Consider the following 13,829-nt stretch of genomic DNA (forward strand, 5'->3'; position numbering starts at 1 on the left):
TTGCGTTTTTTGGAAAATATTTTAATTTTTATTTTTAGTGTCAAGATTTCTTAAAGCTTAACCAAAGTCGTTGCTTTTGAAATCTTATCTGCTGGAATTTCAACTGTTTTCTTACGGGCTTTGTCCATATACTCAACAGTCAAGATGTTATCCTCGTACTTCACCAAATCACCAACGAATTCTTTTTCGCCTTCGATTTTTTGATAAAGCTTTACAAGAATATAATCACCAACAGCATCTCGAAAATGCTCAGCCTTTTTAAGTGGACGTTCAGCACCAGGACTGACTACTTCAAGCATATAACCCTCTGTCGGGAAGGGGTCTGGTGAAATAGTATCCAGCAAGGGCGAAAGAATTTCACTTAAGTCTGCTGTGTCTTGAATGGTAATTCCTTCCGCCTTGTCTACCAAGAGTCGCAAAACCATATCCCCGCCAAGCTTCTCCCACTCGACATCGATAAGTTCAAACTCCTCTGGTAAGTGAGGCAAGATGAATTCCTCCACTGTTTTCACAAGTGTTTCTGACATCTCTTCTCCTTTCAGAAAACAACACAGAAAGAGCGCTCCCTCGAACGCTCCTTTCTAGTAGTTTTTATTTAGACCTATTATAACATATTTTAACTCGATGTCAAGCCCCGTGATTATGAAAAAAATTTCCCACGGACATCTGCTCAAATACTGCCCTTATTTCCATGAAGTACTTTAGATATCTTCCTTGGCATTCTGTGGCTCCTTCTTAAAATTCTTGATAATCTGGTCTTAAAGGGCTATGATAAAAAGAGTGTAATTTATAGGAGATTTTTATGAAAATTTATTTTCAATTACTTATTATTTTTGGTTTTTCTTTTGCGGGAGATACGCTATCGAACAGTTTGCATCTTCCTATTCCCGGAAGTATTTTAGGAATGATTTTTTTATTCCTTGCGCTGCAATTTAAGGTTTTAAAATTCACCGATGTGGATGAAGTTGGAAGCTTCTTAATCAATAACATGACGATTTTATTCTTACCTGCTGGAGTGGGCATCATGGCCAAATGGCCCTTAATTTCCAACTTTTGGTGGCAAATAGCCTTGATTATTCTTCTTGCCCTTATCGTGAATGTCTTTGTTTTAGGTCATTTGGTTCAATTTATCAAAGTCAAATATGAGGGGGATTACCTCGAACCTGAATTATTAAAAAATAAAAGAGAGGTACACTGATGGATACCATTACTTCTAGCCCGCTGTTTGGATTAACTCTGACACTTTTAATATTTATTGTTGGTGTACGTATCAATGAAAATATACGTAAACCTTGGACAAATCCTTTGCTTTTTGCTACTCTCGTTATTATTTTGATTTTGGTGGTAGCTAAAATACCCTATGAGAATTATTACAAAGGAGGCGCGATATTAAATGACTTGATTGGTCCTTCAACTGTTGCCTTAGGTATTCCTTTGTATAAAACCTTTCAGCTTATGAAACACCATGCACGCTCTATTTTAATCAGTATCGCTGCTGCTGCCCTTATCAATACAGTTATTACAGCCTTATTGTTAAAATTTTTTGGTTTATCAAAATTAGCTTCCTTGTCTCTTTTTCCAAAATCTGTAACCACTGCTATGGCTATTGGAATAACGGAAAAAATGCAAGGTGTTACAACGATTACGGTTGTGGTCGTCGTGGCTACCGGAATCCTAACCAGTGTTCTTGGTGTGTCATTGATGAAACTCTTTAAAATTGAAGATTCTGTTGCCCAAGGTGTCGTTCTTGGCGGCACTGGACATGCTGTGGGCACAGGTACTGCCATTGAACTGGGAAAAGTTCAAGGTGCAATGGGAGCTTTAGCTATTGGTGTAACTGGGATTATGTATGTTATTTTTGCACCCTTAGTGGCTCATATTATTCTTGGGTATTGAGACATGTCTGCGTGAAGTGCCGATAAGTTATGATAAAAAGCTTGAAAATTAACTTCAAGCTTTTTTATTATTTACGCTTACGTGCAATCAAATGAATCGGTGTACCTTCAAAGACAAAGGCTTTACGGATTTGATTTTCTAAGAAGCGCATATAAGAGAAATGCATGAGTTCTTCTTCATTAACGAAGATTACAAATGTTGGGGGCTTCACTGCAACTTGTGTTGCATAGAAAATCTTCAAACGTTTCCCTTTATCTGTCGGTGTCGGATTAATCGCTACCGCATCCATAATGACATCATTCAAGACAGAACTTGAAATACGGAGATTTTGAGAATGATGAATTTCCTTAATCATATCTGGAAGTTTGTGGAGACGTTGACCTGTTTTAGCTGAAACATACACAATCGGCGCATAATCAAGAAATTTAAATTTCCAGCGGATATCTTCCTCAAATTTTTTCATGGTGTAGTTATCTTTTTCAAGTGTGTCCCACTTGTTGACCACGAGAAGAATTCCCTTGCCGGCATCATGCGCGAAACCTGCGATGCGCATGTCATATTCACGAATTCCTTCTTCTGCATTGATAACCATGAGGACAATATCGCTCCGATCAATGGCACGCATGGCGCGCATCACAGAGTATTTTTCTGTGTTTTCATAAATTTTCCCTGATTTACGCATCCCTGCTGTATCAATCATGAGGAACTCTTGCCCTTCAGCATCCGTAAAACTTGTATCAATCGCATCACGCGTTGTACCTGCCACAGGGCTGGCAATGACACGCTCTTCTCCAAGAATGGCATTAATCAAACTCGATTTACCAACATTTGGTCGACCAATCAAACTGAACTTGATGACATCTGGATTTTCTTCTTCTGTTTCTGTTGGGAGATTTTCAATGATTGCATCAAGAAGATCCCCTGTTCCCAAGCCGTGAACAGCGGATACTGGATAAGGTTCTCCAAGTCCGAGTGAGTAGAAGTCGAAAATTTCCATGCGACGTTCAGGGTTATCCACTTTATTGACAACGAGGATAACTGGTTTGTCTGTTCGATAGAGGATTTGCGCCACATGTTCGTCAGCATCTGTAATCCCTGTTTCGCCATCCACAACGGCAACAATGACATCCGCTTCTTCCATCGCAATCTCTGCTTGGGCACGGATTTGTGTCATGAAAGGCTCATCCGAAAGTTCAATCCCTCCTGTATCAATAAGTGAGAATTTTTTATTCAGCCACTCGCCTGTGGCATAAATACGGTCACGTGTCACTCCAGGAACATCTTCAACAATCGAGATACGTTCCCCAGCAATACGGTTAAAAATTGTGGACTTCCCAACATTCGGTCGGCCAACAATAGCTACTGTAGGTAGTGTCATTTATTTTTTTATCCTTTTCTTATCAGTAATAAGCTCTTTTCTCTTATTCACCCTCTTCTTTCCACACGAAAGAGAAAAAGCATACACTGTAATTGTAACATTTTACTGACTTTTTTTATAGCTCTGCCCTTTCACTTCAAAAGTGTGACAAAAAACTCAGAGTACTCAAAATTATTTTTTTATGTTTTTAATCGGAATCTCTTTAACGCCGAGTAAATCTAAAGCAAAGTTAAAAATTGGAATACCTACAATTAACCCCCAAACGCCAAAGAAATGTTCCCCTAAAAAAAGAATGACAAAGGTATAAAACATCGGCAGCTTTGCCTTGTGCGCCATAAGATGTGGATTCAGCACATAAGATTCCAGAGCATGAATCAGGGCTATAATCAGTAAAACCAAAATAACGTCCTTAATCCCACCAATTGAATAGCCAATAATCGATAAAGGTACACAAGAGATTAGAACTCCAGCCACAGGAATAAGACTAAGCAGGAAAATCATTACTCCTAGACTCAATAGTTCAGGAAATCCCATGAAACTTAGTGCTACAATCGTTAAAAGAGTGTTAACCACTGCGATAATAAACTGTGTTTCCAATACTACACCAAATCCAGTAAAGAATTTGCTGACAAGATAGTAGGTGTCTTCAAAGAACCATGCAAAATCACTTTTTAGGAAAAGTTTTGAAAACTTGTTGGTTTCCTTACGATCAATCGTAAAAAAGAAACTCATTAAAAAAGCAAAAAGAACTATCAATAATCCCTTTCCAAAACTAGTCAAATAGTTAACAAGTGTTCCCAAACTGCTTTGAATTTTATCTGCAAGATTGTATTCCTTGAAAAGCGTATAAATCGAATCCATCAGAGTACTCCCTCCGTGATTATTGCTTTGATAAAACTTGTTCACTGCATTGATTAAATGTGTAACTTGATTGACCAAAACAGGAATATACTCTGTAATTCCCAAATAAGCTAAAAAGAGAATTACTCCATAAAGGATAAAACCACTTATTTTTCCGGGGAGTTTTATTTTTCTCTCAACAAAACTTACAAATCGATAAGCGAGATAGCTAAACACGAAGGTCAAAAGCGTGAGTGGGAGAATGCTTCTCAAAAAATAGAGCATAACGACCAAAAATGCTAAGACCATCCATCTGCGTAGCTTCTCATTTTTTATAAACTTTTGGTAGTATTCCATGATTCTTCCTTTATCCATTTCTTATTAAGTTAAACAATTCCAGCTTAAAATTTTCAGACATCTAAATTATATCATGTTCAGTATAGAAAAAGATACATCCAAAGACGTATCTCAGACTATAGAGTGTGAGACACAGGTCCCTCCTCCTTCTTAAAGTGACTAAAAGCTACTTGCCTAAGTCTTGAGCTTGCCCGCATAAAAGAGAAATTAGTCTCACTCCCACCATAGGAACACACACACTTCCCCAGTCAAAGCCAAAGCATAAACCTTCATCTCTTTCAATCTTAGAGTAGCATAATGCTTATAAGTATTCGAGCTCTGTTGTCTTCTGGTAATCTGTTTTAATATTTTTCAGATTGGGTGTCAAAAATCAGCTCAACAATTTGCGAGCCTCTTAACGTAATGAGCATCATAAAAGGACTGTTCGGCTACAGTCTGAGATTAAAATGTTACTCTTGATTTTTGATACTCACATAGCGCTTTGCCTATTTTTTATTTTTTTTGTCTAAAATAATACCTATAATATTTATTATCACAACTGCTGCTAACAGTATATTTAATATCAATTGCCCCCAAAAACTACTGTTCAACACAAAAGAGATAAATAAGCTAATTAAAATTAGAATTATTGCAACACATTTATAAATTCGGTTATAATTGTTCATTGAAAACCTACTCCCCAAACTATGGCTCCTGAGCCTGCAATAGGAACAAATTGAGGAGATGAGTTAAAAACAATACCTCCTGGAATATTACTTGCTGCCAGTCCTAATACTCCAAGAGCAGCTATAACTGCTCTTGCTGGAACATAAACCGAACCTATTGTACATCCTACTTGAAATGCAGCAATAAAATAAAATAATATACTTTAATTTCTCTTGCATGGAAGCCATAAAGACAATAAAAATATAAGTAAGAACGGGATGTATAACCATTTGAGGTCTGGAAAAACAAAAGGAAGAACAAAAATCAATATACAAAGAATAGTTTGAAAGATTTTTAGCTTCATAAATAAGACTCCTCATTATTTTATTGAAATTCAGCTCCCCAGAAAACTGCAATAGGCGGAGTGGAATTGAAAACAATACCACCAGGAGAGGCTGCTGCAAGAATGCCCAAAGAAGCTAAAATCTTAGATACAGTAGGTTCAGGAATCCATACTCCACCGATAGCAACACCAGTTCCTATTCCATTTACAGTTGACTTAGATAGACCGATACGTAACCCCCACCAATAAACATGGACGTAATTGCTTCCTTCTCTAAATCTTAATAATCCGCTATTTCCAGAATTTGAAATAATAGTTACAGAGTTATTATTTTGTTCAATTCTTGTTCCATTTTTCAAATTTTCAGAATCTGAAATAATTTCATTTTTTTGAGAAATTAGTGCTTTTAATTTTGATAACTCCTCTGAAGCAATATCTTTGGGTAATTTATTGGTATCAATAATAAATTTATTCCCTAATAATTTGATAGATTGGTCAAATTTATTAATAAAATCTGAAGAAAGTGGATGCTCTAAACTTTTTTGTACATCTGTAGTTATAGATGTGTTAACTTGGTCTGCCGACGCACTGTTTACCCTCAAAGATGCTATAGCAGAAAATAAAATAGGTGCTATTGCTAAGATGGCAATCGATTTTTTCACACGAATCTCCTTATGACTTGATGCCCCCATTAAATCACTTTAACAACCGAAAGTAAAGCGTTATCATGAAATTAGTAAGACTATTTTTTTATTACTTGCGTTTATGGCAAGAATCATTAGTGCTGCAAAATGACTCTATAATCTATAGAACAAGGTGTAAACAAAACACCTGCCACAGTGATAAATGTGCAGGTGTTTTGTTGGTATTTCCGTCTTTATTTTTAAATTTTAGCAAGCTAAGGTAAGCTGCCCCAAGTAATAAACTAAGCTATGAACTGGTAGTTACTACTTTAGATAATGTCCTTTTTGACTGGGGGATTCAGCCCCCCTCCTGTCACAGCATCAGTACTTTTCATTCTTGCCAAATCAGAAACTAATTTTTAAACATCATCTTTGTCTTCACTCCCAGATACATCCGAAAATATATCTGCTTCTTTTATATGCTATTTCTTTCTGCCTTTTTTCATTTTTTTCTGCGCGCGTTTCATAGCCTGCTTCATGGCAAACTGAGTGGCTTTTCCTTTAAGACCACCTCCAAACATGGCACTCATATCAGGCGTGCCAGAAGGTGTTCCGCCTCGCATAAGACCTTGCAAATCTCCTAGGGAAGACATGTCTGGCATACCTCCAGGCATATTTTTCATGTTTGGCATTTTACCACCAGCGCCGCCCATCATTTGTTGCATCATTGCATCCATATCCCCATTCATAATGCCTTGCATCATGTCTTTAGACTGATTAAACTGCTTGATGAACTTATTTACTTCAATGAAACTATTCCCCGAACCTGCAGCGATACGACGACGACGTGCTGGTGAAAGCTCCACCTCTAATTGACGTTCCGCTGGTGTCATCGAAAGAACAATGGCACGTTTACGCGCGATGTCTTTCGGATCAACTTTGACATTTTCGATGCCAGGCACTTGTGACATCCCTGGAATCATTTTCATAATTTCTTCCATAGGTCCCATATTTGTCACCTGATCCAATTGTTCGACAAAGTCACTGTAGTCAAAACGATTTTCCGCCATCTTGGCAGCCATCTTCATGGATTGTTCTTCGTCAAACTGTGCCTGCGCTTTTTCAATCAGCGTCAGCATATCTCCCATACCAAGGATACGCGAGCTCATACGGTCTGGGTAAAAGATTTCTAAATCTGTCAGCTTTTCTCCTGTACCCGTAAACTTGATGGGTTTACCCGTAATTTCACGAATAGATAAGGCTGCACCACCACGTGTATCTCCGTCAAGTTTGGTGATAATGACACCACTAATATCTAACTTTTCATCAAAGGTTTTAGCCACCTGAGCTGCGACTTGACCTGTCATCGCATCAACAACCAAAAGAATTTCGGTTGGTTGTGCAAGAGCTTTGATCTCTTGCAGCTCATTCATCAGCTTATCGTCAATTTCTAGGCGTCCTGCCGTATCAATCAAAACATAATCTTTACGTTCTTCACGCGCTCGCGCTAAGCCGTTCTTGACGATATTTACAGGACTTTCAGCTGTGCCCTCATCATATACAGGGATATCAAGCTGTTCACCTAGAGTTTTTAATTGATCAATGGCTGCTGGACGATAAACGTCAGCCGCAATCATGAGGGGACGGGCATTTTGTTCTTCTTTGAGTTTTTTAGCCAGTTTACCTGCAAAGGTTGTTTTACCTGCCCCTTGCAAGCCGACCATCATGATGATTGTTGGAATTTTAGGTGATTTGAGCAGCTCAGCTTCACCGCCACCCAAAATCGCTGTCAATTCTTCATTGACAATAGAGATGACTTGTTGCGCTGGATTAAGCGCTTCTGAGACCTCTGTCCCAATCGCTCGCTCGCGAATCGCTTTGATGAACTTTTTCACTACAGGAAGAGCTACGTCAGCTTCAAGAAGCGCCACACGTATTTCTTTTGTAATTTCTGTTACATCTTGTTCTGTGATTTTCTTTTTGCCGCGCAAATTTTTGAACACATTTTGCAAACGTTCTGTTAGATTTTCAAAAGCCATTTTTATATTCCAGTCCTATTCTTTTATTCAGATAGTTTTATTATATCACATTCTCTTAGAGGTCAATCATTGACCGTGTCTTCGTACAATGAAGGTATAATACTGTAGATTTTAGTTTTGCTCAGATAGTTTCTTGATATCCTCTGGACGGCCAATGACAAACAAAGAGTCACCAATCATCAAGCGCGTATCTCCTGAAGCAATTTCTACTCCACCATGGATATGTTTGACATAGCTGATATTCAAATCATATCCATTTAACTCTGAAATTTCAGAGATGAGACGATTGTCCATCTTACGCGAACATACCTTAACTTCTGCAAACTCAATGTTTTCTGCAATATCCACGACATTACTGATGTTTTCAAAAATTAAACTTTCAGCAATCTTACGCCCCATCTCAACTTCGGGAAGAACAACCCGGTCTGCACCGATTTTTTCTAACAGGCGATAGTGATTTTTATCAACAGCCTTCGTGATGACTTGAGGTACTCCTGCATCTTTAGCAAGCATGGTTACCAGTACAGAGGACTGAATGTCTTCACCGATAGCAACGATAGCAACATCAAAATCTTTAATGCCAATCTCCTCCAGAACACGTTCATCCTTTGCATCCGCAATGATTGCATTAGGTACTATATCTTTAAAGAGATTGACCCGGTCCTCATTTTGATCCATGACGAGCAAGTCGGCTTCTGTTTCTGCGATAGTTTTAGCAACCGCAGAGCCAAAACGTCCAAGCCCTATAACAACAAATGATTTCATATTAGCCCACCATTACCTTTTCTTCTGGATATTTATAGAGAGATTCATGATTATCTTTCGCATTGATTGAATAAATAATCGTAAACACGCCGACACGACCAATGAACATAAGAATGCCTACAATGATTTTTCCGAGCACATTTAAATTCGGTGTAACTCCCATACTCAATCCTACAGTAGATAAGGCTGAGATAACTTCAAAAAGAATTTGATCTACACGAAATTTTGGATTCGTCAAAAGGAGGATAAATGTCGCAATAACCATCATAAAGAAGTAGAGAAAGACAGATTCGTATGCCTGTTTGACAACACTTTGTGGAATTGTTCTATTTTTAAAGCTGGTGTGTTTATCGCGCTTAATAATCGCGCGCACATTGAGCGCTAGGACACCTATTGTCGTCGTTTTCAAACCTCCGGCTGTTGAGCCTGATGTTCCTCCGATAACCATTAATATTATGGTGAGGAAAATACTTGCTTGACTGAACAAATTATACTCTTGGATAGAAAAGCCCGCTGTCCGCTGAGAAATCGATAGAAAAAGGCTCTGCATCACAAATATAAATGGATTATTACTTACACTTTCAAAGTCAGAAATTAGAAAGAGCAACATCCCACCAAAAACAAGAAAGGCTGTCGTTGTAAGAGCTAATCGAGTGTGAAGAGATAACTTTCTCTGCTTCCTATAGTTAAGTAAATCCATAATAACGATAAACCCTAAACTTCCGCAAACAACCATTGATGCAATAACCATCAAGACGTATGGTGAATGCTCATAAAGCATAAGTGAATTGCCAAACAAGTCAAAACCAGCATTGCAATATGCTGAAATGGTATGGAAAACACTGTACCAAATCCCCTTGACTAGTCCAAACCTTGGGACAAAGGAAAATGACAAAAGAACGCTGCCACAAAATTGAATCAAAAGCGAAATAATCAGTACGTTAATGACTACTCGAACACTTGAACTCATATCTGATAAACTATAGGATTCCTGAATAATCAGCCGAGATTTGAGGGACATTTTTTGATTGAGGAGGAGGAAAATACTGACAACCAATGTCATAAAGCCCAACCCGCCTACCTCGATCAAAAGCAATAGGATAACTTGTCCAAAGAGAGACCAGTGGGCACCGGTATCAATTACAGTTAAACCTGTAACACAGACAGCAGAAACAGCAGTAAATAACGCATCTATCGGATGTGTAAACTGCCCCGTACTCGAAGAAATCGGTAAACTGAGCAAGGTTCCTCCTCCAATCACGAGCATCAAAAAGGCGATAAAAATAATCTGCAGCGCTGTTAATTTTTTTAAGTTTTTTTGCATGAAGTGCTTACTCTATTTCTCCTGTTTGTATTTTGTCTAAAACGCTTCTCTTTTCAAAAAAATATAGCAAAAGACAGGCCTTTACTATATAATATTTTGCCGTGTTTATCTGGAAAGTAATCTTAAGCGCTTGAGGAAAGCTTATCCAGCCTTTCCACTAGTCTTACTTGACTTCTTCTTATTGCCCTTATAACGGCGAGTCAACTCTTGTGGAGCACGTGCTTCCATGACTACTGGCAGAACAACTGGTTTACGACGGGTTTGAGTATAAAGGAATTTGCCCAGAGCATCACGGATGGCACCCTTGAGGTCTGACCAATCAAAATCAGTTCCTGCAAGATACTTTTCAACCGTCTCATTTACCAAGTTTCCCGCATCCTTCATCAAATCTCGTGAGGTTTTGACATAAACAAAACCGCGTGTATGTACACGTGTTTGGCTGATAATTTTACGTTCAGCCTTATTGATTGTTATAACAGCGATAAAAATTCCGTCTTCAGATAATACTTTACGGTCCCGTAAAACCACTGAACCGATATCGCCAATACCTGAACCATCAATCATCACGTTTTCCGCTGGAACAACTCCTGCTGGAATCATCTCGTCTTCTTTATTGAAAGAGACAGACTCCCCTTTTTTAGCTATAAAGATATGTTCTGGAAGCATTCCCAGCTCCATAGCTAACTCTGCATGAGCACGTAACTCCCGATATTCACCTTGGATAGGAATCAGGTTTTTCGGACGTAAGATATCAATCATGAATTGTAAATCACGCGCGTTGGCATGACCGGAAACCTTCAAGTCTGCGCCCAACATCTTCATGACACCACCAGCACGATAGACATCATTTTCAATGCGCGCAATTAAGGTTTCATAAGCGATAGAAGGTGTTGTTACTGCAAAAGCAACATCTCCTTCTTTGATTTTCACCCATTTATGACGCTTATGAGCCATGTCTCCGAGGACTTTTAGCGGTTCACCCATGCGACCTGTTTCGATAATAACCAGTTCTTCATCCGCATACTTACTGATTTCATTTGGCTTAATAATCGCCTTTTTATCTTCAATTTTCAACTTCTTCAAACGTGTCGCTGTCTCGACGATCTGGTCCATGTCTTGACCTGTAAAGGCAATACGCCGGCCAAGTTTGAGCGCCGCTCCAACAACCTGTTGAATGCGTCCCAGATTACCAGCATTACAAGCAATGATTACGCGTCCTTGTGCTTCATCAATTGTATCGTAGATTTTCTCATAAATTTCATGCTCACTTGCTGACTGTTCGGGTGACAAGGCGTTAGGAGAACTCGAAAGCAGGGCCAGCACCTTACTGTTTCCTATTTCTGCAAGACGTCGCATGTTCGTCCGATAGCCTTGTGCAACGGCTGGATCAAAACGGAAATCACCCGTGTAAACAATATTTCCCGAATCAGTGCCAACGACTATCCCCATTGATTCTGGAATGGTGTGTGTTGTTGAGAAAAAGGAAATTACTGCTTGACCAAAATCTATTTCTGTTTCCTCAGTTACAACGTGGAAGTCCTTGAATTTTTTGCTGCCCTCATAGTTGCGCACATTGATTTTAGCAAGCTCTATCGTCAACTCACTCCCAAATACAGGGACACGTAATTCTGAAACGATATAAGGCAAAGCACCGATAGAATCTGCGTGACCATGTGTCAAGAAAATTCCCGCAACACGGTCTGCATTTTCTACGAGATAATCAATATCCGGAATCACAAAATCAATCCCTAGCATATCACTATCTGCATATTTTAAACCTGCATCAAGAACGAAAATTTGCTCGTTCACCTCCACTAGGTACATATTTTTACCAAATTCGCGTACACCACCTAAAGGTGTAATTTTTATATCTGCCATTTATTAATTAAAAAACCTTTCTTTTTTCGTAATAAAAGGGATTGGCATTCCAATCCCCACCGAGAATACTTACTACAAGTATAACTCAAAGCTCCAAAAAAATCAATCAGCTGTTCCTTAATTCCTCTTATCATGCGGCTTATACAATTTTACATTTTGAAAAAATTCCCTTATTTCAACATCATATTTTTCCATAAATTTTGAACTTTTGATACGTAAACAGCCCTTGCCCATGGCTGATTTGGGAAAGTTGTTTTGCCACGATATATTTTCACCGTAAAAATAAATCGCCACATAATTTTTTTGTGAAGAAATGTTGACAGTGCCAGCTTCTTCATAGCCTGGACTGGGGTAAGGGTTTTGTCCTAGAGCAATAGCAGAAAAAGTCTTGCCATTGTCAAAATAACGCAGTTCTTCTTCCGGAAAGGTGCTGTGAACCATGTGTAAGACCTGCCTCAAAAGTTGCGAATCTTGAGCTTGTGCGATGTACTCTTCGATATTTCCAGCAGCATTATACATTTATTATTCTCTCTTTCTGCATCAGAAGTATTTGTTCAAAAAACTTTCACAACTTCCTTATATTTTTCCTTATCCATTTCATAAGACCTAATGTGACGAGCCCCCTTAGCAATATAGATTTCTTTTGGTCCTTGGGTCGCCTCATAGTTTCGATAGACCATTTCTAGAGGTACAAACGTATCCTGATCGCCGTGTATAAAAAGGAAGGGTCTATTATTCTTCGCCAGCTGACTAAGCGCAGAGGCTTCTTTCCAGCTGTAGCCTGCAAAAAGCTTTGACCAAAAAGAAAGGAGATGCATCAAGGGAAACTGAGGTAAGTGAAAATCATGTTTCGCCTTATAAGATAACTCGTTCCACACTGTATCATAACCACAATCTTCAATAAGGCACTTGACATTTTCCGGGAGTGCTTCACCTGAGAGCATCATCGTTGCAGAAGCTCCCATCGATATACCAAACAAAGCAATCTGGCTCTGTGCATTTTTCTCAATAATTTTTTCAATCCATCCCTTATTATCCTTAAGATCCAACCAGCCAAAGCCAATAAATTTTCCTTGACTTCTAGCTCCAGCTCTATAGTCAGGCATCAACACGTTATATCCTAACTCATGAAAAAGCCAGCCAAACGCACCGTAACGCTCTCTTACAGACTTATAGCCATTGAACAGTAGAACCGTCTTATCAGTTGGTACTTTAGCTGAAAGATACCAAGCCTTGAGTATGAGGTTATCATGTGTCTGTAACTGCCATTCTTCTTTTTCAGCCTGCATAAATGCGGCCCATTCAGAGTATAATGGAGAATTCTCTTGAGGTCGTCTTACCCAGATACTTCTATTTTTATTTTCAATAAAAACAAAAAGTCCTAAACTGACAACAAGGATGAAAGAAATAAGGGAAAATGAGAATATTAAGAGGGATACCATGTTGCTATTATAGCATGATTTTTATCTTTGTTCTTCAAAAATGAAAAAGCTAAGCCGTCCCTGACTAACGGAATCTCAGACTATAAATAAACAGCCCCGGATTGCGGAGCTGTTTGGATATTTTGGATACTTTTAGTTTGACGTTTGTTGGATGATGAGAGCGGGGCGGACACCTCCATTAATACTTACGGTATTTGCTGTATGTCCTCCATTAAAGGCTCCACCTAAGCTTGTCGCCTCTCGTGCCTGAAGGAGAACCCAAGCATGCCCTGCTTGAGCACGAGTTCGAAGCCACCACC

The 13,829-nt window shown here is 38.8% G+C and carries 12 protein-coding genes; 2 read left to right on the forward strand and 10 right to left on the reverse strand.

Going from position 1 to position 13,829, the window contains the following annotated elements:
* Positions 1-50: 50 nt before the first annotated feature.
* A complete protein-coding gene (gene rimP, locus B4H39_RS03405) occupies positions 51-527 on the reverse strand; it encodes a ribosome maturation factor RimP (protein ID WP_202230547.1) in 477 nt (158 codons plus the stop codon).
* Between the two features lie 275 nt (positions 528-802).
* On the opposite strand from rimP, the gene B4H39_RS03410 reads away from it, so the two are divergent.
* Positions 803-1,198, forward strand: a complete 396-nt coding sequence (locus B4H39_RS03410) for a CidA/LrgA family protein (RefSeq protein ID WP_251421950.1) — start codon at positions 803-805, stop codon at positions 1,196-1,198.
* Positions 1,198-1,896 carry an LrgB family protein gene (locus B4H39_RS03415; protein ID WP_251421947.1) on the forward strand — a complete coding sequence of 233 codons (699 nt, stop codon included), beginning with the start codon at positions 1,198-1,200 and terminating at the stop codon, positions 1,894-1,896. The genes B4H39_RS03410 and B4H39_RS03415 overlap by 1 nt, the downstream gene beginning before the upstream one ends.
* A 67-nt stretch (positions 1,897-1,963) precedes the next feature.
* Here the strand turns inward: B4H39_RS03415 and der are convergent, their stop codons facing one another.
* The 9 genes from der to B4H39_RS03460 form a co-directional block, all read right to left on the reverse strand.
* Positions 1,964-3,274, reverse strand: a complete 1,311-nt coding sequence (der, locus tag B4H39_RS03420) for a ribosome biogenesis GTPase Der (protein ID WP_202230552.1) — start codon at positions 3,272-3,274, stop codon at positions 1,964-1,966.
* Between the two features lie 171 nt (positions 3,275-3,445).
* A complete protein-coding gene (locus tag B4H39_RS03425; RefSeq protein WP_251421944.1) occupies positions 3,446-4,471 on the reverse strand; it encodes an AI-2E family transporter in 1,026 nt (341 codons plus the stop codon).
* Between the two features lie 1,029 nt (positions 4,472-5,500).
* Positions 5,501-6,121 carry a hypothetical protein gene (locus tag B4H39_RS03430; RefSeq protein ID WP_251421942.1) on the reverse strand — a complete coding sequence of 207 codons (621 nt, stop codon included), beginning with the start codon at positions 6,119-6,121 and terminating at the stop codon, positions 5,501-5,503.
* A 443-nt stretch (positions 6,122-6,564) separates the two neighbouring features.
* On the reverse strand, positions 6,565-8,121 hold the full coding sequence (ffh, locus tag B4H39_RS03435) for a signal recognition particle protein (protein WP_251421939.1): 1,557 nt from the start codon (positions 8,119-8,121) through the stop codon (positions 6,565-6,567).
* 111 nt (positions 8,122-8,232) lie between these two features.
* Positions 8,233-8,886 carry a potassium channel family protein gene (locus tag B4H39_RS03440; protein WP_202230558.1) on the reverse strand — a complete coding sequence of 218 codons (654 nt, stop codon included), beginning with the start codon at positions 8,884-8,886 and terminating at the stop codon, positions 8,233-8,235.
* Between the two features lies 1 nt (position 8,887).
* On the reverse strand, positions 8,888-10,210 hold the full coding sequence (locus B4H39_RS03445; RefSeq protein ID WP_202230560.1) for a TrkH family potassium uptake protein: 1,323 nt from the start codon (positions 10,208-10,210) through the stop codon (positions 8,888-8,890).
* A 141-nt stretch (positions 10,211-10,351) separates the two neighbouring features.
* Positions 10,352-12,088 carry a ribonuclease J gene (locus B4H39_RS03450; protein ID WP_202230561.1) on the reverse strand — a complete coding sequence of 579 codons (1,737 nt, stop codon included), beginning with the start codon at positions 12,086-12,088 and terminating at the stop codon, positions 10,352-10,354.
* 117 nt (positions 12,089-12,205) lie between these two features.
* Complete coding sequence (locus tag B4H39_RS03455; RefSeq protein ID WP_251421936.1) at positions 12,206-12,607, reverse strand: DUF1801 domain-containing protein; 402 nt, start codon at positions 12,605-12,607, stop codon at positions 12,206-12,208.
* A 35-nt stretch (positions 12,608-12,642) separates the two neighbouring features.
* Entirely contained in the window at positions 12,643-13,377 is a 735-nt protein-coding gene (locus tag B4H39_RS03460; RefSeq protein WP_251421933.1) for an alpha/beta hydrolase, read from the reverse strand.
* Positions 13,378-13,829 lie beyond the last annotated feature (452 nt).

Source organism: Lactococcus sp. UBA7128 (assembly GCF_002492185.1).
In the GTDB taxonomy this organism is placed as follows: domain Bacteria; phylum Bacillota; class Bacilli; order Lactobacillales; family Streptococcaceae; genus Lactococcus; species Lactococcus muris.